The sequence below is a fragment of the Candidatus Bathyarchaeota archaeon genome (genome assembly GCA_026014585.1).
GTDB lineage: Archaea > Thermoproteota > Bathyarchaeia > Bathyarchaeales > Bathycorpusculaceae > Bathycorpusculum.
In genome coordinates this window covers 79,413-99,961 of sequence record JAOZIA010000010.1, presented here as the reverse complement: position 1 = coordinate 99,961, position 20,549 = coordinate 79,413, and the positions used below count along the sequence as shown (strand labels likewise).

General features: G+C 42.4%; 27 protein-coding genes and 1 tRNA gene. 18 read left to right on the top strand and 10 right to left on the bottom strand.

All coding sequences use genetic code 11. The annotated features are described in order from the left end of the window. Positions 1 to 31 precede the first annotated feature (31 nt). On the top strand, positions 32 to 1,066 hold the full coding sequence (locus NWF01_05100; protein ID MCW4024398.1) for a zinc ribbon domain-containing protein: 1,035 nt from the start codon (positions 32 to 34) through the stop codon (positions 1,064 to 1,066). A gap of 5 nt (positions 1,067 to 1,071) precedes the next feature. Here the strand turns inward: NWF01_05100 and NWF01_05095 are convergent, their stop codons facing one another. The 3 genes from NWF01_05095 to NWF01_05085 are packed head-to-tail and all read right to left on the bottom strand — an operon-like array spanning position 1,072 to position 3,464. Beyond that, positions 1,072 to 1,584 (bottom strand): DUF1616 domain-containing protein, encoded by a 513-nt coding sequence (locus tag NWF01_05095; GenBank protein ID MCW4024397.1) that lies wholly within the window; start codon positions 1,582 to 1,584, stop codon positions 1,072 to 1,074. Further along, positions 1,581 to 2,279, bottom strand: coding sequence for a glycosyltransferase family 2 protein (locus NWF01_05090; GenBank protein ID MCW4024396.1), 699 nt, complete (start codon positions 2,277 to 2,279; stop codon positions 1,581 to 1,583). Before NWF01_05090 ends, NWF01_05095 begins: the two co-directional genes overlap by 4 nt. A 27-nt stretch (positions 2,280 to 2,306) precedes the next feature. Then, a complete protein-coding gene (locus tag NWF01_05085; GenBank protein ID MCW4024395.1) occupies positions 2,307 to 3,464 on the bottom strand; it encodes a glycosyltransferase family 4 protein in 1,158 nt (385 codons plus the stop codon). Between the two features lie 149 nt (positions 3,465 to 3,613). Here NWF01_05085 and serS point away from each other — a divergent pair, with 149 nt between their 5' ends. The 5 genes from serS (at position 3,614) to NWF01_05060 (ending at position 8,189) form a co-directional block, all read left to right on the top strand. Next, positions 3,614 to 4,903, top strand: a complete 1,290-nt coding sequence (gene serS / locus NWF01_05080) for a serine--tRNA ligase (protein ID MCW4024394.1) — start codon at positions 3,614 to 3,616, stop codon at positions 4,901 to 4,903. A gap of 23 nt (positions 4,904 to 4,926) precedes the next feature. Beyond that, the gene (locus NWF01_05075) at positions 4,927 to 5,640 is read left to right on the top strand and encodes a 30S ribosomal protein S3ae (protein ID MCW4024393.1); all 714 of its coding nucleotides are present in this window, start codon (positions 4,927 to 4,929) and stop codon (positions 5,638 to 5,640) included. Between the two features lie 96 nt (positions 5,641 to 5,736). After that, the gene (locus NWF01_05070; GenBank protein MCW4024392.1) at positions 5,737 to 6,198 is read left to right on the top strand and encodes a molybdenum cofactor biosynthesis protein MoaE; all 462 of its coding nucleotides are present in this window, start codon (positions 5,737 to 5,739) and stop codon (positions 6,196 to 6,198) included. A 2-nt stretch (positions 6,199 to 6,200) separates the two neighbouring features. Continuing rightward, a complete protein-coding gene (gene cofD / locus NWF01_05065) occupies positions 6,201 to 7,127 on the top strand; it encodes a 2-phospho-L-lactate transferase (protein ID MCW4024391.1) in 927 nt (308 codons plus the stop codon). A 393-nt stretch (positions 7,128 to 7,520) separates the two neighbouring features. Beyond that, positions 7,521 to 8,189 carry a DUF47 domain-containing protein gene (locus tag NWF01_05060; protein MCW4024390.1) on the top strand — a complete coding sequence of 223 codons (669 nt, stop codon included), beginning with the start codon at positions 7,521 to 7,523 and terminating at the stop codon, positions 8,187 to 8,189. Between the two features lie 13 nt (positions 8,190 to 8,202). Here the strand turns inward: NWF01_05060 and NWF01_05055 are convergent, their stop codons facing one another. Continuing rightward, the gene (locus NWF01_05055) at positions 8,203 to 8,523 is read right to left on the bottom strand and encodes a Rieske (2Fe-2S) protein (GenBank protein MCW4024389.1); all 321 of its coding nucleotides are present in this window, start codon (positions 8,521 to 8,523) and stop codon (positions 8,203 to 8,205) included. A 111-nt stretch (positions 8,524 to 8,634) separates the two neighbouring features. Between NWF01_05055 and NWF01_05050 the strand changes: the two genes are divergently transcribed. Continuing rightward, positions 8,635 to 8,943: an antibiotic biosynthesis monooxygenase gene (locus NWF01_05050; protein MCW4024388.1), complete on the top strand. Its 309-nt coding sequence runs from the start codon at positions 8,635 to 8,637 to the stop codon at positions 8,941 to 8,943. Between the two features lie 184 nt (positions 8,944 to 9,127). Next, positions 9,128 to 10,156: a hypothetical protein gene (locus NWF01_05045; GenBank protein MCW4024387.1), complete on the top strand. Its 1,029-nt coding sequence runs from the start codon at positions 9,128 to 9,130 to the stop codon at positions 10,154 to 10,156. A 34-nt stretch (positions 10,157 to 10,190) separates the two neighbouring features. Here the strand turns inward: NWF01_05045 and NWF01_05040 are convergent, their stop codons facing one another. Then, positions 10,191 to 10,478, bottom strand: a complete 288-nt coding sequence (locus NWF01_05040) for a hypothetical protein (protein ID MCW4024386.1) — start codon at positions 10,476 to 10,478, stop codon at positions 10,191 to 10,193. A gap of 52 nt (positions 10,479 to 10,530) precedes the next feature. On the opposite strand from NWF01_05040, the gene NWF01_05035 reads away from it, so the two are divergent. The 4 genes from NWF01_05035 (at position 10,531) to NWF01_05020 (ending at position 13,085) form a co-directional block, all read left to right on the top strand. Beyond that, on the top strand, positions 10,531 to 11,193 hold the full coding sequence (locus tag NWF01_05035) for a hypothetical protein (protein MCW4024385.1): 663 nt from the start codon (positions 10,531 to 10,533) through the stop codon (positions 11,191 to 11,193). 148 nt (positions 11,194 to 11,341) lie between these two features. After that, the gene (locus NWF01_05030; protein MCW4024384.1) at positions 11,342 to 12,580 is read left to right on the top strand and encodes a hypothetical protein; all 1,239 of its coding nucleotides are present in this window, start codon (positions 11,342 to 11,344) and stop codon (positions 12,578 to 12,580) included. Positions 12,581 to 12,693: 113 nt separating this feature from the next. After that, a complete protein-coding gene (locus NWF01_05025) occupies positions 12,694 to 12,858 on the top strand; it encodes a hypothetical protein (protein MCW4024383.1) in 165 nt (54 codons plus the stop codon). Continuing rightward, positions 12,813 to 13,085, top strand: coding sequence for a hypothetical protein (locus NWF01_05020; GenBank protein MCW4024382.1), 273 nt, complete (start codon positions 12,813 to 12,815; stop codon positions 13,083 to 13,085). Before NWF01_05025 ends, NWF01_05020 begins: the two co-directional genes overlap by 46 nt. A gap of 71 nt (positions 13,086 to 13,156) precedes the next feature. Here the strand turns inward: NWF01_05020 and NWF01_05015 are convergent, their stop codons facing one another. Beyond that, positions 13,157 to 13,753 (bottom strand): DUF6144 family protein, encoded by a 597-nt coding sequence (locus tag NWF01_05015; GenBank protein ID MCW4024381.1) that lies wholly within the window; start codon positions 13,751 to 13,753, stop codon positions 13,157 to 13,159. A 139-nt stretch (positions 13,754 to 13,892) separates the two neighbouring features. Between NWF01_05015 and NWF01_05010 the strand changes: the two genes are divergently transcribed. Then, complete coding sequence (locus tag NWF01_05010; protein ID MCW4024380.1) at positions 13,893 to 14,039, top strand: hypothetical protein; 147 nt, start codon at positions 13,893 to 13,895, stop codon at positions 14,037 to 14,039. A 114-nt stretch (positions 14,040 to 14,153) separates the two neighbouring features. On the opposite strand, the gene NWF01_05005 is transcribed toward NWF01_05010, so the two are convergent. Further along, the gene (locus NWF01_05005; GenBank protein MCW4024379.1) at positions 14,154 to 14,558 is read right to left on the bottom strand and encodes a hypothetical protein; all 405 of its coding nucleotides are present in this window, start codon (positions 14,556 to 14,558) and stop codon (positions 14,154 to 14,156) included. 178 nt (positions 14,559 to 14,736) lie between these two features. Here NWF01_05005 and NWF01_05000 point away from each other — a divergent pair, with 178 nt between their 5' ends. Both NWF01_05000 and NWF01_04995 read left to right on the top strand, forming a co-directional pair. Further along, positions 14,737 to 15,516 (top strand): hypothetical protein, encoded by a 780-nt coding sequence (locus tag NWF01_05000; protein MCW4024378.1) that lies wholly within the window; start codon positions 14,737 to 14,739, stop codon positions 15,514 to 15,516. Positions 15,517 to 15,733: 217 nt separating this feature from the next. Continuing rightward, positions 15,734 to 16,495, top strand: coding sequence for a class I SAM-dependent methyltransferase (locus NWF01_04995; protein ID MCW4024377.1), 762 nt, complete (start codon positions 15,734 to 15,736; stop codon positions 16,493 to 16,495). Positions 16,496 to 16,561: 66 nt separating this feature from the next. Here the strand turns inward: NWF01_04995 and NWF01_04990 are convergent. Both NWF01_04990 and NWF01_04985 read right to left on the bottom strand, forming a co-directional pair. Beyond that, positions 16,562 to 16,638: transfer RNA gene (locus NWF01_04990), tRNA-Ala, on the bottom strand. Between the two features lie 110 nt (positions 16,639 to 16,748). Continuing rightward, positions 16,749 to 16,877 carry a DNA-directed RNA polymerase gene (locus NWF01_04985; GenBank protein MCW4024376.1) on the bottom strand — a complete coding sequence of 43 codons (129 nt, stop codon included), beginning with the start codon at positions 16,875 to 16,877 and terminating at the stop codon, positions 16,749 to 16,751. Positions 16,878 to 17,137: 260 nt separating this feature from the next. On the opposite strand from NWF01_04985, the gene NWF01_04980 reads away from it, so the two are divergent. Further along, complete coding sequence (locus NWF01_04980; protein ID MCW4024375.1) at positions 17,138 to 17,905, top strand: Mrp/NBP35 family ATP-binding protein; 768 nt, start codon at positions 17,138 to 17,140, stop codon at positions 17,903 to 17,905. A gap of 58 nt (positions 17,906 to 17,963) precedes the next feature. Here NWF01_04980 and albA read toward each other — a convergent pair whose 3' ends face one another. Beyond that, on the bottom strand, positions 17,964 to 18,254 hold the full coding sequence (gene albA, locus NWF01_04975) for a DNA-binding protein Alba (protein MCW4024374.1): 291 nt from the start codon (positions 18,252 to 18,254) through the stop codon (positions 17,964 to 17,966). Between the two features lie 269 nt (positions 18,255 to 18,523). On the opposite strand from albA, the gene NWF01_04970 reads away from it, so the two are divergent. Both NWF01_04970 and gap read left to right on the top strand, forming a co-directional pair. Next, positions 18,524 to 19,294: a helix-turn-helix domain-containing protein gene (locus NWF01_04970; protein MCW4024373.1), complete on the top strand. Its 771-nt coding sequence runs from the start codon at positions 18,524 to 18,526 to the stop codon at positions 19,292 to 19,294. 184 nt (positions 19,295 to 19,478) lie between these two features. After that, positions 19,479 to 20,498 carry a type I glyceraldehyde-3-phosphate dehydrogenase gene (gene gap, locus NWF01_04965; protein MCW4024372.1) on the top strand — a complete coding sequence of 340 codons (1,020 nt, stop codon included), beginning with the start codon at positions 19,479 to 19,481 and terminating at the stop codon, positions 20,496 to 20,498. The last annotated feature ends 51 nt before the right edge of the window (positions 20,499 to 20,549 follow it).

Genomic DNA, 20,549 nt, shown 5'->3' with positions numbered 1-20,549 from the left:
TAAGCCAAATAATTACTAAATCGTGTAAACTATGAATCGGAAAGGGCTACTGGCGGTTTCCACAATTATTCTGCTGCTGACACTTTGCCCATTAGTGTCTGCTGATGAAAACAAGAGTCTTGGCGTTAAAGCAGGGGACTATGTTGTTTACACTTTTGGTACTTCATGGCAAACAAATCAGTCAAGCATGCTGATTCCTCAAGAGTTGCTGGATGCTCAAAATAAAACCTCCGTAAAATATGAAATTCTAAATGTCACTGGGCAAACCATTCGCTACACAGTAACCTATTTCTATAATGATTCAAGTAGTAAAAGTCTCACCTATACGGGTGACCCGAAACTTTTAGGTATAGCAATTATGCCCAACCAAACTGTTTCTGATATTCTTAGTATTCCAATTGACGCAACAATTTTGCACAATGACACCTTAATGCGGACCTACGGCAGTGGTGAAACACAAAGGATTGTTAATCGACTGGAATATACACAAAGCATTGACAACACCACCGAGTTTATAACGTCAACCTTTTGGGACAATCAAACAGGATTAAAAATGGAAAGTTACCTCAATTATACAGTTCAATCGGAGGATATGACGTTATCTTGGAGCATTTACCAGATAATATCAGACACTAACCTCTTCCAAATTACCACCACATCAAACGAGTTTATCCTGCCGCCTATTGCTATTCCCATTATTGCAGGCGTTGGTGTTACTGTTCCAGTGGTTGCTGGGGTAGCGTTTTATTTGAGAAAAAGAAGAAGCAAACCTGAACCTGATGAATCTGCCTTAGACCCCCCGAACCCGTTTCAGACTCCCATTGGGCACTATACTCCGTCTCCTTACTATCACCAACATCCGTACTACAGAAAATCCTCAGGGGTATCTCCCTACAAGCAAATAAAGCAGCAGCCCCGTTTTTCAAGCTACGACGCTAGCCTATACCAAAAACCCCATTCAAACTATGTAAGACCCGGCACAACAGTGCAGTTGTGTCCTAACTGCAAACAAATCGTGTCTGCCAACGAATCTTACTGTCCACATTGTAACAAACGGTTATGGTAGCAAACTTAGTTGCTTATGACTTGGACGTTTAGGACGCATATGTTATAATTGTCAAACTGGTAATTGTTTGATTCTGGAATGTACCTGTAGAGTTCAAAAATCACGCTGTAGTATCCTGTGTCGTTTAAAGTGACTGTGGGTTGGATATTCCATGTTTCCCCGTCAGCAACAGTTTTTTCGTAAGTGGCAATTGGCGGTGTATCAACTGGAATTACTTCTATAGGTTCAACCGTTTTCATTAAAACCTTGTACTGCTGAGATGAGCCCATGTGATTTTCAACAGTTAGGTTAATTGTAAAAGTGTTGTTTTGGTTTAACACTACCACTTCAGGGTAGTCCACAGCTTTGTTTTGGTAATCAAGCATGCCCATTGTACTGTACCCTTCAGGGATTGGCCTGTAAACAAAGTAGTAACTAAGCATCAAATATGAAACTATAATCAGGGCAATTGCGATAGCAACTACAAAACCTTTATCGTCACTGAGCAGTTTCTTTGCGGTTTTCCCAATTTTGCTCATAGCAGCCCTTTAACCATAGTGCTAAATATTTCGATTGAAGATTTAAATTTTCGCAGTTTCGGCTGACCATACAAGCGTTTCTTGTAGATGGTGGGAACTTCAATCATTCGGCACCTGTTTTGGGCGAAACGAATCAGCATCTCAGTTGCGTATGCCATGTCGGTTTCTTTCAAAGGGATTTTTTCCAGTGTTTCGCGGGAAATTGCCCTAAAACCTGACTGGGTGTCGCTGAAGAATTGTTTGTAGAGGAAATCAAAACAGGACGTTATAATTTTGTTGCCCACAAAATTCATCAAGCCCATTGCTTTGTTTGGGTCATACATTCGTGTAGCTAAAACAAGGTCGGCATCATTTATAGCCAACGTGTCAACTAGTCGTTTAATGTGTTTGACTTCGTAGGTGCCGTCGCCGTCAACCATGATGATGACGTTGCCTCGGGCGTTTTTCATTCCTGTCCGAAGCGCTAACCCGTAACCGCGTCTGGGCTCAATAATTAGTCTGCAGTAACCTGTTTTTTTAACGATTTCTTTGGTTCCGTCAACGGAGTTTCCGTCAACAATAATGATTTCGTGAGGATATGTGAGTCCTTCGTGAATTGTATTTAGTATATCTAGAAGGTTTCCTGCTTCGTTTAGTGTTGGGATTACGATTGAAACCATTTCAACCTGCATTGTTATGCTGAGCTCCGTCTCCAAGAGGCTTCTATTAACATTCTTTGACTGTTAAATAAGTTCTTCGTATATTTCACGGAGTCTTTCAACGTTTACGTCCCAACTGAACTTTTGTTCAACTATCCGTCTCAACTCGTCCCTATTTATGATCAGGGTACGTGCAAAATCCAAAACCGCCTCTGCCATAGCTTTAGGGTTGTTAGGCGGAATCACTCTGCTAAATTCATCAACCAAAATCTCCCTTATGCCACCAACGTCAGTGGTTATAACGGGTAAACCACACGCCATAGCTTCCAACGCAACCAGCGGCAAACCTTCCCCTGACTTAGAGGGCAGAACAAAAAAGTCCGCCGCATTATAATACGCTGCCAAATCTTCATCGCTCACAAAACCCGCAAGCAAAAGATTTCGCTCAATTCCCAACTGCACAATTCGTTGCTGTACCCTTTCTTTGTCGGGTCCTTTGCCGACAACAAGAAACACGATGTTTAGGTCTTTTTTTGCTGCCAACGCTGCGGCTTCAATTAGGGTGTCTACACCGTTCTTGTACACTAATCGTCTAACGGTCAAAACAACCTTGGCTTTGTTGGATATGCCGTGTTTAAGCCTGATTTCTTCCCGTTTACCCGCGAGCAGCTTAAAACGGTTCAGGTCCACGCCGTTATAGAGAACCTCAACTTTCTCAGGTTTAGCCCCCAAACTTAACACATATTTTTTTGTGGCTTGGCTTACCGTTAATATTTTGTCTGCAGCTTGCAGGGTTTGTTTGCTTATGAGTAAATCAGTCAAGTATTCTACTGTGTCAAAGAGGTTATCGTATTCGATGAAGGTGTTATGTTGGGTGAGCACGAAGGGTTTATTGTAGAATTTGGCAAGTTTACTTGCGGCAAAAGACGCCAAATACATGTGTCCGTGAGCGTGCACGATTTTGGCTTGTTTAACTGCTTTGGAGAAGGTTTTGAAGCTAGAGCCTGTGGGGATGGGGTATGGGATTCCCAGTCTAAACGCGAGGCTTAAAGCTTCATAACATTCAACAGGTATTCCATTAATAACGTATTTTGGGGAAGGCGCATGCATTCGGCTTGTTACTACAAGAGGGTCAAACTGCTGTTTTTTTAGTCGGCTACTTTGTTCATAAACGACTTTTTCGATTCCTCCCACATGCGGCAGGAAAACATGTGTAACTATGCACAGTTTGGTTTGAACCATGGGTGCCAACTTATTATTTAGCGCACCCTAAACCTATTATAACCTATCGGAAAAACAGGAGGCTTCCCTAATCCTGTCTGAAAAACCTTGTAGGCGTTATAAAGTTAAATAGCTCTTTTAATGTTAGAGAATTATTCCGCGTGAGTGTCATGTTAGATATCAAGCTTATCCGAGAAAACCCTGACCTGGTAAGAGACAACCTTGACAAAAGAGGCAACCCAGACAACATAGTAATGCTGGAGGATTTAATCGCTAACGACCGTAAATGGCGGGAAAATCAAACCACACTAAACGACCTGCGCCACACCCGCAAACAAGTAACCATAGAAATCGCAAAACTAAAAAAATCCAGTCAACCCGCCACAGAACAACTTAAAAAAGCCCAAGAAATCGACACACAAATAACCACGGCGGAAAAACAGGTGGCTGAGGAAGAAGCCAAAAACCGTGACCTCCTAATGCGGTTGCCGAACTTGCTGGAGGATTCTGTTCCAGTTGGCGCTGACGACAGCGGAAATGTGCTGGTGAAAACTTGGGGAACTATTCCGCAGTTTAGTTTTACACCTAAAAACCATATTGACCTTGCTTTAAACTTGGACATTATTGATATGGAGCGTGCAGGCAAAGTTGCAGGAGCCAGATTCTTCTATTTGAAAGGTCCTGCTGCTCGTTTGGATTTTGCGTTGATGCACTTTGCTCTTGATGAATTAACAGAGAAGGGCTACACGGTTATTGAGCCACCACTTATGATGAAGCGTGATGCCTATGAGGGTGTCACTTCACTGGCTGACTTTGCGGATGTGCTCTATAAAATTGAGGGTGAAGATGCCTATTTGATTGCTACATCTGAACATCCTATGGCGGCAATGTACATGAACGAAGTCATAAAGGAACACGATATGCCCCTCAAACTTGCTGGGTTAAGCCCTTGTTTCCGCAAAGAAGCAGGTGCCCACGGCAAAGACACACGAGGCATCTTCCGCACGCACCAATTCAACAAAATCGAACAATTCATTTTCTGCAAACCCGAAGATAGCCCCAAACTGCACGAGGAACTGCTGGTTAATGCTGAAGATTTGTTGCAAAAGCTCGGGTTACCCTACCGTATAGTTAATGTTTGCACAGGTGACATTGGCACTGTAGCCGCGAAAAAGTATGATATTGAAGCTTGGATGCCTGCCAGCAACTGTTACCGCGAAGTCGTCTCCTGCAGCAACTGTACTGATTATCAAGCCAGACGCCTCGGCATCCGCTACCGTGAAAAAGAAGGCGCGCCCCCGAAGGGTTTTCTGCACACGCTCAATTCTACCGCTATTGCTACGGGCAGAACCATTGTTTCCCTAATCGAAAACAACCAGACCGAGGATGGAACAATAACGGTTCCGCAGGTTCTAAGAAAATACATGGGGCATCTGGAAAAAATATCAGGAAAACAATAAACCTTTTAATATAGCCTTGAGAAATGTGTTGGCACGTTTGGAGGATTAATTTGTCTTCAAAATCAGCAAAACATATTCGCGATAAGTGGCGTGGAAAAGGATGGTACAATGTAGTAGCGCCATCGTTCTTTGGTAACGTTGACTTAGGCGCAGTACCAGCACAAGAACAAGAACAACTTATCGGAAGAGTCGTGGAAGCAACACTCTACGACATAACGGGCGACTTCTCTCATCATTACCTGAAAATGTTCTTCCAAATTTATGGAATGGACGGAAAGAACGCCAAAACACTTTTCAAAGGTCATGAATACTCACGAGATTACCTAAGAAGCCTTGTAAGGCGAAGAACCACTAAAGTCGACGGACTCTTCAACCTAATAACCAAAGACGGCTTCAAGCTCCGCATCGCAGTCTCAGCCCTGACACTTTCACGCATAAAAACTTCACAGGAAAAAATCATTCGCAACATGATGCAGAAAATTATCAAAGAAAAAGCCGCCACTCTAACACTTGACCAGTTCGTGCAAGAAATGGTTCTTGGAAAAATTGCATCTGATATCTACAACCAGGCAAAATTCGTTGCACCACTACGACACGTTGGCATACGCAAATCCAAGCTTGTAGCCGCACCACAGCAGTTACCCCCAGAAGTCCCAGCAGCTCCAGAGTCAGAAGAAGAAGCCGAACTCGAATCTGAGCCTGAAGTTGTCGAAGAAGAAGTAACCGAAGAAGCATAACCCCTTTTCCTTCTTTAACCCTACAACAATATTTCTTTTATTTTCAGTAAACCACATTAGATACTCTGTTCCTTTCCTTTCATGGAAGTGTAAATCTTGACTGCAAAAGCCGGCGTACACCCAAAAGGCACCGTCACAATCCAAAATGTCATAGACAACATAAAACAAGACCCAACCTTCCAAAAAGCCGGCACAATATCCTGCTTCATAGGCGTGGTCCGTGGAGAAACATTTGAGGACAAAAAAGTCCAAAAACTCACCATTCAAGGCTACGAAGAAAAAGCCCGAGAAGTTCTCACCCAAATCTGCAGTGACCTAACCAAAAAAACAGGTATAGTCGCAGTTCAGATCCACCATTTTCTTGGCGAGTTCGATGTGGGGGAGGACCTTGTGTATGTTGCTGTTGCTGGCGCTCATCGTGAAGAAGTTTTTGCGGTGCTACATGAAGCAGTTGAACGTTACAAGCATGAAGTCCCCATTTTTAAGAAGGAACATATTATAGACTCCAACGGTAAAAGTAGCGGATATTGGGTTTCTGAAAAAGAACACCAACCTTAAGGGTGCAAAAATTGATTACGGCTTTAGCAGGTGGAGTAGGCGCAGCACGGTTCCTAACGGGCTTAACAAAAATCATAAACCCCAAAGACCTAACAGTTATAGTTAACACAGGTGATGATAAGGAATTTTTTGGTTTACACGTGTCTCCTGATGTTGACATAGTTACTTACACTCTTGCAGGCATTGCAGATGAGCAAAAAGGCTGGGGCATAAAAGGCGACACTTTTGAAACACTTGCAATGCTAAAACGTTATGGTCAGGACACTTGGTTCAATCTGGGTGACAGAGACTTAGCTACAAACATTCTGCGGACAAAAATGCTAAAGAACGGGTTAACCCTGACGCAAGCAACAGAAAAAATCCACACATCACTAGGTGTGCAAACAAAAATACTGCCCATGACCAATGACTGGGTCGAGACACGAATCAAAACCGACAGCGGCACAATTCATTTTCAAGATTACATGGTTAAAAACGGGGCTAAACAAGAAGTTTTAGGTGTCGAGTTCGCAGGTTCCAAAACTGCTAAGCCTGCCAGCGGGGTTTTAGAAGCTATTGAGGAATCCGACCTTGTGATTATTTGTCCAAGTAATCCCATAGTAAGTATTGGCACCATCCTTGGGTTAACTGGTGTAAGAGACGCAGTTAAACAGACAAAGGCAAAAAAAATCGCTATAAGCCCCATTGTTGCTGGCGCGCCAATTAAGGGTCCTGCGGATAAGCTTTTGCGTGGGTTGGGTTTTGAGGTTTCAGCGCTTGGTGTTGCGGAGCTTTATCGGGATTTTCTTGATGTTTTTGTTATTGATTCTTTGGATGCTAAAGAAAAAAGCCGCATTGAACTGCTCGGCGTAACTGTTAAGGTCACAAATACTTTGATGAAAAGTTTAGACGATAAAATTGCGCTTGCAAAGGCTACTCTTCACGAATAGACTATATAGATTATTTTGGTCTCTGTATAATATTTGGGTATTCTAAATAAAATACAGACAACATTTGTTCCTTTAGTGATGCAGCATGAGAAAACAAAAAAAGCAACCTGAAAAACGCCAAGCATCATGGTATTTTGTACATGTTTAATTTTTTAAGAGTTGCTTTAAATCGTAAATTGAGGGGAGAGAAAAAGTGAAGGGAAAAGTAAACGAGGACCTGGAAAATCGAATCAAGAAAATGGACTGGGTAGACTGGCTACTAGCAATCGATGTACAGTAATACCTGTACCCGTTTGTCAAGCAAGAGGCTCCTGCGCAGAAATCTTAGGGGTTATTAAGAACAAGGGTTATAAGTTAACTATTTACAATTAGTGTTTAGGAGATACCTTGACTTTGGAAAAGAAAAGTTATGACTGGTTTGAGCAACGTCGCAAAACCCGCGGGTTGGAACTTGCTCATGAACAAATAACAAAAGCTTTCGATACAGTTACTTTGTTGCATAAAGCAACCAAAAGTTTTTCGGAAAACAATTTTAAAGAATCACAAAAATACATTGAAAACCTCTACAAAGCCGAGGAAGAAGTAGACAGACTTCGAACAGACGTTTTCATGGAACTATCCAAAGGCGCCGCTTTAGTATCAGATTATCGTGAAGACCTCCTACACTTGGTAAAAAGGTTAGATACACTTGCTGACCACACAAAGGACGCTGCAAGATGTCTTGAAATGCTCTCCACCACAGAGATTCCAGCTGAACTCTGCCAAAAAACAGTTTACATGACTGGCAAGCTTGTGGAAACTGCCCAAACCTTACGTGGTAGTATTGAAAAAATCTCTTCAGACCCAGATGAAGCTATCGCGGAAGCAAAAAGAGTAGGTGAAATAGAGCACGACTTAGATGTAGAGTATCTGCGCGCTAAAGGTCTCTTCGTTAAATATGGCGTAAACATGAACTGTGGTGCCATGGTAATTTTTGATGATTTAATCGAATTCATCGAGCACGCAGCGGACATGTGTGCTGATACAGCAGACTACATCTTGGTTCTTTCAAGCAGAGAGTAAACCTCTCTTCTTTTCAGAAGTCATCAAACATTTTAACGTAAACTTGCCCATTTTCCTCTTTACACTCGTAAGTAGCCAAGATTATGGCTTTGTTGTTTTGGTATTGCCCATTTCTAATGTCAAAGCTCCAACCATGGCAGGGACAAGTGAGAATGTACTCTTTTAATTGTCCACCTGCTAAAAGGCAGCCCATGTGGGGGCAACGGCTAGCTGTCCCGTAAACTTTGCCATTGACTTTCATCAATAAAATATTTCTTCCCACAAGTGTTGCCTGCTTAATTTTGCCTTCCTCAAGCTCATCTGCTTTAATAACTGAAACAAAATCGCTACTCATACAAACCTACAACCTTAATCTAATAACTATTCGATTTTGGTTTTAAGGTTTTCCAAAAAATCAATTACCTTAAATTTGTGAACATACCTGTATTCTATAGGTGATTTTTAATTGGTTTTTACCAGAATGACAATCTGGAATTTCAAAACAGGTAAACGTGAAGAAGGTTTTTTGGAGCTTGATAAAATATTAAACACCACTGTGAGAACAACTTATGGCTTTAGAGGCTACATGTCTTTGCTACCCCATGAAACCCCAAATAAAGCTGTAATTTTGACGCTATGGCAAGATGAAGATTCAATGGAGGCTTCCACAAAGGGAGTTGATGATGCGACCAAAAAAATCCGCGCCTTGCTTAAGGCTTCCCCAAAGATTGAAAATTTTAGAGTTTTTTCCACAGAGCTTTTTCAGAAATCATAGTAAATAGCAATTTTTTTTTGTTTTTTCTAAGGTCATGCTAATTGCTTAAAGTTTTTATACAAGGTGTGAGCAATAACTTTTCAGGGCGCCAAAACAAGATACATGTGTTGCACTAAAACAAAAGGTTTTTTTGCAAAGTGTTAAATCTTGTAATGCATCCTAAGAGCATAATGAGGAGACAATCTTGGGAACAACAAAGAGGAATAACTTAATCAAATTAACCTTATCACTTGTAGTCGTATGCCTTATTCTCACAGTAATAATGGCGGTCCCAGTAAGTGCTGAAAGAACAGATATAGCTGTATCATTTACACCTTCAGGTGGACCTATTGGCACAAGAATAAACGTGCACGTAGCCCAAGGCTCTGAAGGGTTCGGTTACAAAGAAGTGGTAAGTTTCTATTGGGGATCATCAACTCAACCATTCCTAATGCAGACCACTACTTCTGCAACAGGCTCATTAGACACAAGCTTTAACGTTCCCCAGGTGGCACCCGGATCATACGTTATTACGTTGAAAAATTCTAAAGGTGATACAGGTACTGCAAATTTCAATGTGATACCCTCAGGCGACTCAGGCTCCACTGAATCACCCACCACTAGTAGCGGTGAAACTGAAAGCCCAACAGCCTCAACCGAACCAACATATACTTACTATACAGAAGACCCAATCTATACTAACACCCCTGCAGATGCAGGCTTCTTTAACACCACAAATATTGCAATAATAGTTGTTGTACTCGTTGCAATCTTTGTTCCGTTAACACTACTTTACATGAGACGAGGCGGAAACCGCAGAGACATGTACAACGAACGACGCGGAGAAGGTCCAGGTGGACCAATGGGTCCAGGACCATATGATGGCGGATACGGCGGACCAGGAGGCGCACCACCACGTTACGGCGGAGCACCACCCGCATACGGGGCACCCCAAGGATACGGAGGCGGCATGCCCTCACCATACGCTAGATCAGGCGGCTATGGAGGATCACCCTATGCACGTCCAGCTGGCTACGGCGCAGCCCCAGGCGGTTACGGTTCCTCATACGGTAGACCAATGGCTCCTGCACCATCCCGGTATGGATCCGCGCCAGGTGGCTATGGGGGAGGTTATGGTCGACCAATGGGTGGTATGCGTGTATGCCCCAACTGCAGAACGCCTGTAAGGGACGACCAAAACATTTGTCCCACTTGCCGCAGACGTCTGAGATAATCATCCAGTGAGAAATCACTGTTTTCTTTATTTTTTAGTATTTTATTTTTAGTACAAGCTTGCTTTTTTGTGCATTATGCAAAATGTTAATCCTAAAATTAGCCATGCTTGTTTTTGCGGGGGCACTAATTTGTTCAATTTTTTCGTCACCACTGACCAGTGCAGATGATTCCTCAGCATCAAATAATAATAGATTATCCATTTTAACAGTAGTGACTATAGCAATCTTTTTAATTGTAGTTCTCACTTTATCATTTTTAATGTTTGGACGTAGAAAAGGCGGGAAAAAAACAAAGGTCAATAAACGAAGACGTAGAGGCAACCAAGAACCTCAACCGCAAAACATGCCAGTTCAACAAGAGCCAATGCAGCAAATGGAACCTTTTCTAGACCAGCAACCACCAATAGATTATCCGCCGCAATTTATGCAGGAAAGTCCACCCCCACCGCCACCCCCACAAGAGAGTCTACAACCAAACCAGGAAATCCCTCCTCCACCACCAGATTACATACCGCCCCCAGAAAGCTATCAATATCAAGATTACCCACCACAAGACCAAGGGTATCCACCACAGTATGATGACCCACAACAGTACGGTGACCCGGGGCAATATTATGGTCAAGACCCATATTATGACCAAGGTGCTCCTTTTGACCAATTTCCTTATGACCCACAGTACGAGCAATCCCCCGATCAGTATTATGACCAGCAGTATTATATGACTCCTGAAGAGCAAGAGGCTGCCCAAAAAGAAGAGGAAGTCAAAAAACGATATGGTCTTCCTGCAACAGGCAGATATTATCCACCTTACACTCCAGGTCAAAGAGGCAGCTACGTTTATGGTTCAACAGCATCCTCCACCAAGTCACCGTTTGCGTCATCTTACCGAAGCTATTCTTCCACTATCGGTATGAAGTCCTATTCAAGTTCATACTCACGAGGCTCACATGGCTCATATGTAAGTTCAAGTTCCTACTCAAGAGGTTCATATTCAAGTCCACGTACCGGCTACAGTTCACGTTCTATTTCCAGTTAACGGTACAGCTCGCCAATTTCAGGTCGCAGCCGTGTAGGTGTAGGTTCAACTGGTACAACAAGAATCAACAGGCGACTGCGCTAAACACCCTGGCCACTTTCCCTTTATTACCACAAATTTCTTAACTGCAAAATACAAATTTTTTTCCATGAAAAACCTCTGGGCAAAAATCCTAACTTTGCTACTAGCTCTTTCCATCACAGCAGGATTTATGCCTGCTCTTACATCTGCAACATCCAGTGTGCCCCCGCAAATAGTTTGGCAACATGAATTCATGACTGGCAAAGGCTACTCAGTCTATCCGCTTTCAGACGGCGGCTACGTATTTAACGCGGCAAATACAACGACAAACTTTCTTGTTAAAACTGACAGTTCAGGCAACATAGTATCAACCACGCCAATACAAATAGACGATGATGAAGCAGTCATCTTACCGTATTTTGTTCCCACTTCAGATGGCGGATACGCTTTTGCAGGAAATACCAGCAGCATGTTTGTTTTAGCCAAAGTAGATGAGGATGGGGGTCTTTTGTGGCACTGCTCTTTCCCTTCTGGTGCGCCTTTATGCTTTATGCGGGCAATGATTCAAACAAACGATGGCGGGTTTGCTCTTGCAGGGTTTGAGCAGATTGCTGACGAAGACATTGGCTGGAGCTGGTTTGCCCGAACAGACTCCCAGGGTAACCTGCTCTGGAACAAAACCTTCTCTGACCCCATCCATGATTGTCCCTCTAACATAATTCACGAACCAAACGGTGACTTCACCCTGTCCGACGTAATTTTTTCAATTGAACCAAACTTTGCTTACTACCGCTTAGTAAGAACCGACCCAGATGGCAACATCAAATGGAGCCAAACCTATGGTGACTTAGACCGATACAAAAACCCTGAGTGCAACACTATAATCCGCACAAGCGACGGCGGCTACCATATAGGCGGCTGGTTGGCGGGGGGTTCAAGAACTGCTTGGGTCGTTAAAACTGACGCGCAGGGGAACATGCAATGGAACCAAACCTATGGGGGACGAAGTACCGCAGTAGTTTGTGCGCGACAAACAGGTGATGCGGATTATTTGCTTGCGGTTCAGAACTTGACGCAAATGTGGCTGGTAAAGACAGATTCTTTGGGAAATCAAATGTGGAACTTGACATTTGAGGGTGGAATTTTGCCTGGACGGTTGGAGGGGAACTATCATTCTATGGTTCTGTCTGAAGATGAGAGTTGCGTCGTTTTAGGTACAAAGGAGGGCAATGTTTGGCTGCTAAAACTCGAGGGCAAAGAAAACGTGGCCCCCGATTTCTTGCAAGTTGAAGTAGCAATTGCTGGAGTGATTATTGCTGTTTTCGTTTTAGTTGGGTACAGAGTTTTTAGGAAAAAGAAAATGTGAGATATTTGTCAATTTGAGTGTAAAGATGCTTAATGCAGGTATCAAACAGGTCTTTTTTGCTAATGCAACTTTTATATCAACTCTTGCTCACGAACATGTTAGAGGAGAACATTATGGGTGGAAAAACTTTAGGACTTGCTGTTCACGGTATGCTCTCAGCAGTCAGAATGAAATTCCCTGAAAAACATGATGTTTCCCGCGCGATTCCTTTAACCAAAGAATCCAACGGGTTTTGCCCCCATGCGGATACTGGGCTATCAAAACTGACATCCTTATAAATTCTGAAAATAGCGAAAAAGGCGATAAATGCCTAGTCTGCAACACAATATTTGCCGCCTCCAACCTCGTTTTTATTGATTCCGAAATGTGCACCTGTGGACATCCCAAAAGCTATCATGAAGAAAATGTGCTTTCATGTACAAAAGGCAACGAATTAAACAGCTGTACCTGTGAAAAATATCGACCCACAGAAGTCACCGTTAAAGAGGCACCTAAGAAAGAGTAACCGATTGTAGAAAGCAAATTATGGCTAAATTTTTTTCTCTGATTAGAACAACTGGTTTTGTAGACGGTTAGTTAATTACTGCTTTTGAAATCAATTCTGAAGTGGCATTCATTTGCTCCAGACAACGCTGTTTTCAGCAATGTAACAGAAACCTGTTGACCCAGCGTCTCTTCCCACATCTGCTTGACAAAAGCACAGGAACACTGACAATACGTCAAAGACATCGTTTTATCTGCAGGTAATCCATTTACAAGCGAACAATAGCAACGCATTGGATGACCAAATTCGCTGGGGCAGTACACTTGAACTGCAAAATCCTCTTCCAAGAACAATTTTGTCCCTTTCATGGGTAATTGTGACTCTGCCTGAAGAAAATCAGTTAAGGAGTTGTATTTCGCGCGGCGCTTCTTAAAAGCCTCTATAGCTTTATGATTGATTTGTGCACAGTTACGTCCGCATGCACCCATTATATTTTTGCTCTCGTTTTTAGAGGCTACTGTATCTAGCCGTTCCATAGCACTCTGGACCCATTCAGCAAGTTTCACTTTATTGGTGCTTGCTTTTAGTTTTTCTGCGTCTTCCATTACCTTGTTAGCTGTTGTTTCCCCGCAGATTGTGCGGATGTTTTCTTTAATTTCCTTAATCATTTCAAGATGTTTTTGAGTCATTCCTAACCAACAGTTGATAATATTGTACTTTAAGATAAATCTACTTTAAATTACAATGCCTGTTTAACAATATCTCAATAGGGTACAAGGGAAAATCTTAGTTACTTCTTCTCACTATTATTAGTGCGAGGAAATCAAAGTGACAACAAAATGTAGCAATTGTGGAAAATTAATTGAACCTGTCTTCAAAATCGATGCGGGTATAGATCGACTTGTTTGCCCTGAATGCGGTTGCATACTAGGTGCATGCACCGATAACATACAAGTAATAGGCAAAGACATGTAACAGCATACAACCTCATTGCTATAGTTCCTACTGGAAAACGTTGATTACTTAAGAACCTAAAAAAGGACCTGTTCCTTTCTCAGCAGATAACTATGGAGCTGACCTTACAAAATGTTAGCATGAACCCGATTTGAACTCTGGGCAGGTTCTTTTCGTATACTTTTGTTTCATGAATTGCGTATACTCCTGAAAAGTCACATTACAAGCAGTCCATTCGTAAAAGAAGTCTCCGCGTGTTTTTTTCAGTTGGATGAAAAGGTTTTTCATGAATAAAATTTCTAATTGTGTAGCGCCTATTTTTAGCAGTTCTTCTAGCGCTTTTGAGACTTCGCCAATTCTTTGCGGCATGTCTTTTTTTTCGATGAAATATTTTTTCTTAAGGTATGCGTAGATTGCTGTTTTGGGTTTTTCACCGAGCATAGAGAGTGTTTCGTCTATTGCTTGAAGCATTATGTTGTCGAAGTCTTCAGATGTGGTGTTTTTTTGGCGATTTTCCTTTTCTGTTGTTTTTTTGGTCATTATTTCTTTCACGGAGTCAAGCTTATCTGCATTAGGTTTTGGTTTATAAGCTGTTGCTGGTGGAACTCCTTCCATCAAAACAAGTGTTCTGTAGAACAGTTTATATAGCGTGCATATTGTGTCTAAAGAAACGCTACAGCCGTTTTTTGGTTAGAACGTAGCATATGGAGAGTGCTAATTGGAAAAAAACGATGAAAGCACAAAAACACTGACTGCTTTTGGTCTCAGCAGATCACAAGCAAAATCCTACCTAACACTTCTAGAAATAGGTGTCGCCTCAGTAAAAGAAGTAGCAAAAAACTCAAACGTAGCCCGACCTGACACTTACCGAGCACTGGCAGACTTACAAGAACTTGGTTTAGTCGAAAAAGTTGTGGCATTCCCCACGAAATTTAAATCACTATCCATAACAGACGCAATAGCCATCCTAATGCAAAGACGAAACAAAGAAAACGCGGAACTCGGAAAAAAAGCTACAGCCCTCATCAAGCTTGTAAGTGAACGAAATTCGCACGTCCAGCGCTCAGAAGAAAAACAATTAACCCTCATTCTCGGTGGCGACGCAATCACAGCTAAACTGCATAAAATTATGCAAAACTCAAAGGAAAAAATCTGCATCATCTGTCCGAAAAAAGATTTTTTGCAGTGCAAACAATTTATCTCTGAACCTTTGCAGGAGGCTGTGGGTAACCGATTAACCATTATGTTCATAACTGAAAATCATGTAGGTCCCCGTGAGCCAAAGGAAATTCGTGACCTGAAGAAAAATCCCCGCTTCAAAGTAAAATATCTTGATGCAACGCCTGCCGTATGCTTTGCCGTCTTTGACAAAAAAGAAGTTGTCATCATTAATACGCCTGAAATTAAATACTCAAACTCGTCGGTGATATGGTCAAACAACCCATGCTTAATAGAGTTAGCTCAAAGCTACTTCGAACACCTCTGGAACCAAACATGACCCTGTTAGGTGTCGTTGCCTCAGTTTTCAGTTTATTGAAAAGGCGACGCGCAATGGAACAAAAAAGCAGCCGCCAAATCCTTTATTATTACCGCATCATCCTACAGCGCTATAATGCTGCCTGCAGGGTTAAGTTCATCAGATAGAAGTAGCATTAAATGTCAATTAATGGCTGGTATTATAATGAAGTTACCCCTTCCTGAAGGAGACTTGAATCATGGAATTTTTTGACCTTATGAGCATCTCACACCGCTATATGGAGATACTCAACCCTTCTACGCCTGAAAAAATCATCCAACTCGGCAAACTGCTCAAGTTGAAAAAAGGCAGTCGAGTTATCGACTTCGGTTGTGGTTGTGCCGAACCTCTCACGCTCTGGGCTGAAAAATTCAATATCACCGGTATTGGCATAGACATATGCGGGGATTTCTGCGACCGAGCCAGAGATAAACTGGTCAAGAGAGGTTTGTCGGACCAAATCGAAATCGTATGCGCCCCCGCAGCTGACTACGTGTTCGAAGAGGGGGCTTTCGATGCCGCAACATGTATTGGGTCAACTTTTGTTTTTGGCGGCTTCCAACAGACAATTCAGGCGATGAAGCTGGCTGTGCATCAGAATGGGCGCCTCGGCATCGGTGAAACTCACTGGCTTAGCAATAAGGTACATCCAGAATATGCCCAAAAACAGACAACTACCCACACAGAACCAGAACTGGCCCACTTTATCCGAAACGAAGGCTTTGAACTCGAATATATCATCCGTTCCAGCCGCGATGACTGGGACAGATACATTTCGGATAGTTGGTATGGACTGATACGTTGGCTTGAAGAAAATCCCAACCACCCTGATCATGAACAGGTATTCAAACACTTCCGTACTGACCAAGATGATTATTTACAGTTCCAGCGTCAAGATATGGGCTGGGCCATGTACTGCCTCGCCCCCCTGAAAGCTCATCTGTCAGGCAATCAATTATAAAATATGAAATTTAATCCTCATGAGCCATCGTTTAATGGTTCTGAAAGAGAAAGTGACCTAAAATGCTGGTGGACCGGGGGGGATTTGAACCCCCGACCTCTTGAGTGCAAGTCAAGCGTTCATACCAGCTGAACTACCGGCCCTTGCTCTCCAAACGTTAGCAGACAGCAATATTTAGCTTTTTGTTTACAAAGAGGTTTTTGCGGGAAATTAAAATAAAAATAGGATTAAACCGGGGTTGGTTGTTGGGGGTTTAGTATCGTCTTGGTCTTGCTGGTCGTTTTTTTGCCCAGCATTCGCGGCAGTAAACTGGCCTGTTTGGGTCAGGTTTGAATGGGACTTCGCATTCCCTGCCGCATTCAGAGCAAGTTGCTTTGTGCATTTGTTTTGCAGACACTACTTTCAACTCCTGTTATTGTTTATTGTGCAAAATTGAGTTTGCACACTGTATCAAAATACTGTCTTTTGGGATATAAGATTTTTCATTAAGGGTAGTGTGTTACCATAAACTATTTTAGTTCACTAAGGCATCAACCTTAACAAAGCAAGCAGGCGGTTTTTATGAGTTTAGAGAGAAACAAAGCATTAATCGAAGCATACAAAAAACAAGCCTCAGATGAACAAGACAAACTCAAAGCAAACATGAACAAAATCAAGCACAAAATCGCAGTCATCAGCGGCAAAGGCGGCGTCGGAAAAAGCACCATAACCGCAAACTTAGCCGCGGCATTTGCTGCAAAAGGAAAAAAAGTCGGAGTGCTCGACGCTGACATTCACGGACCCAGCATTCCCCGAATGTTTGGTTTAGACGGCAAGCAGGTTCAAACAAGCCCAATGGGTGTGTTACCTGTGGTTGGACCTTTAGGCGTGGAGGTTATGTCTATTGACTTCTTTATGCCTAGTCAGACGCCTGCAATTTGGCGTGGTCCCCTAAAAATGCGAGCTATCCGCCAATTCTTAACCGACATTGTTTGGGGCGATTTGGATATACTGTTTATTGATTTGCCTCCCGGAACAGGAGATGAACCTTTGAGTGTGGCTCAGCTTTTGCCTGAAATGGATGGCGTAATAATTGTCACTATGCCCTCGGATTTGTCAAGGGCTATCGTGGAGAAAGCCATCGTTTTCGCAGCGAGAGTGAACATGCCAGTGATTGGTGTGGTGGAAAACATGAGTGGGTTTGTTTGTCCGCATTGTGGAGAAAAAACTGATATTTTCCAAGCAGGTGGAGGCAAAAAAATAACCCAAGAAACAGGCACCTCATTTTTAGGAAGTATCCCTATTGACCCTAAGGTTAGTTTGGATTCGGATAAGGGGTCACCGTTTGTTCTTGCTCATAAGGATTCTGTTGCCACTAAAGAGTTCACTGGTATAGTTGAGAAGATAGATGCGTTTTTAAACAAAAAATAATCTTTTTAAACTGTAAAAAGAATGGAGAGCTAAAAGCTCCAGTTTATTTTTTAATGGTTTACTCTTTTGATAGCGTTATTTCTATCGTGGAGACCATTCTGGATTTGTTTTCTCCCTCTCTTGGCGGCATCTCAGCTGTACCAATTGCAATCTTGCTTACTTTGAGGTCTTTTATAAATCGGTTTCTGGCGATTTCTGCGACGTCAACAGCAGTAGTGATTGCTTGGCCTCGTGCCTTCAAAGTTATCTCTTTTAGACTTCCAGAAGACAGGCTTGTGATGATAGCCAATACATAACTCATGGGAGGCTTGTTTCCAACGAAGATAACATCGTTTGATTTTTCTGTCATTTCGTATTCAACTCCTATTTTTTTCATTGAGGTAGATGTAACGCTCTAATGCCTAAAGGCAGGAACGTTACTTTTTCATATACCACAAACTACCTAATAAACTAAATTCAAAAAACCACAACAGCAGGTTAGTTAACCCCGTAAAGCACGCCTTTCTTGATAGCAGGCTACAATAGGCCTTTTTGTTTTCCCTAATGGTTGATATTTTGAATGCTATAGTTTTTATAGTTGAATTTTGAAGGAAACAGTAACGTCAGGAGCATCTGTTCATGTCTGTGTCACCTAGTCTAAGAGAAGTTTTAGGCAGAAGAATAGCTGGAGAAATAATTCTTTCAAGCAAGCCAGGTGCAACTATGCGCAAATGGCGTGAACTATTTGCAGTTTCACAAATTAACCTTTCAGAAAAAATGGGGCTATCCTCTTCTGTAATTAGTGACTATGAGAGTGGTAGACGTAAAAGTCCTGGTGCAAAATTCATCAAAAAATTTGTGCTTTCTCTGTTGCAGATTGATGAGGAAAAAGGCAGCCGTTTCATTCGTGAATTTGCCAAGCTAACTAGTTCTCCAAGCATGGCGGTTTTAGATTTAAGAGAGTTTCCGATTCCTGTCCGTGTAGAGTACCTGTGTAAGGCCATCAGTGGGGAAGTGGTTGCCTGCAAGAACCGGAGCGTGCGGGAAATTAACGGGTACACCGTGATTGATAGCCGAAAAGCCGTTGAAGCTCTTTCGGGGTTAGAGTACACGCAGCTTTTTGGAGCCACCACTGACCGCGCCTTTGTTTTCACTAATGTTGAAACAGGATGCTTGCCTATGATGATTGTGCGTGTTAGCAGTTTTAAGCCTCGAATTGTGGTTTTCCATAAAACAAAACCTGACGAAGAGGCGATGCGTATAGCAGAATACGAGCAGATACCTCTTATCTACTCAACCGCGCCAACTGTTGAGCAGCTTATTAAATCCTTAAGAAAACTGTACCGTGTTGCATTACGCATAAAACTAGGGAAAAAACGTGTTCTACCCCCACCAAAAATAAGCGCCTAACCCGCTGATTCTATTTTTTGTCTTTGTGTTCTGTCTTGGTTGGTGTTTGGTTCATTTATGAAGATAAAATTTTTCTGAGCAAATGGTTTTTGGAGAAAAAAGAGTAGTGGTTAAAATTGGGTAGGGGAAAATTAATTAGGGGAATCCTTTATGTTTACACCTCAGAAATTAAGGTGAAGTTTAGATGACCATTAAAGTTGGAATTAACGGATTTGGTAGAATCGGACGACTACTTTATAGAGCTGCAATGGAAAGAAACGCAAACATTGACTTTGTCGCAATTAACGACTTAGCCGATGCAAAAACCAACGCGACACTTCTAAAATATGATTCAGTTCACGGACGATTCCCAGGAACCGTTGAAGTTCAAGGAAACGACTTAGTAGTCAACGGAAAAACCCTCAAAGCCCTAAGCCAAAGAGACCCAGCACTTCTGCCATGGAAAGATTTAGGGGTATATTTAGCAGTTGAGTCCACAGGTTTATTCACCAAACGTGAAGGCGCAAGCAAACACCTCCAAGCAGGCGCCAAAAAAGTTCTCATTTCTGCACCAGCAGAGGACCCAGATGCAACTTTTGTTTTAGGCGTAAACGACAAGGATTATGACCCAGAAAAACACAACATTCTCTCAAACGCCTCATGCACTACCAACTGTCTTGCACCAATCAGCAAGGTTTTAGAAGATAATTTTGGTCTTGAAAAAGCGTTAATGACAACATGTCACAGTTACACAAACGACCAGCGAATCCAAGATGTTGTCCACAAGGACCCAAGACGTGCACGTGCCGCAGCAGTAAATATTATCCCCACAAGCACAGGTGCAGCCAAAGCAATCGGCTTGGTTTTGCCAAGTTGTGCTGGTAAAATGAACGGGTACTCTCTTCGTGTTCCAACCCCAGACGTCAGCATCGTTGACTTAACTGCTGTTCTTGGCAAGGAAGTGACCAAAGAAGAAATTAACGCGGCAATGAAACAAGCTGCAGAAGGCGAACTCAAAGGCATCTTGGAGTACACTGAAGACCCAATCGTTAGCAGCGACGTTTTACACAGCACATACTCCTCTGTATTTGATGCCAAGTTAACTATGGTTTTGGGTGAAAAGAGCAACTTCGTTAAAGTGTTTGCATGGTACGATAACGAATGGGGCTTTAGCAACCGCATGGTTGACTTCATCGAGATGGTTGGCAAAAAAGCAGGCCTGTAAAACCTTAAATCTTCCACTTTCTTTTCTTTTTCAATTTAATGTTTAAAGTGA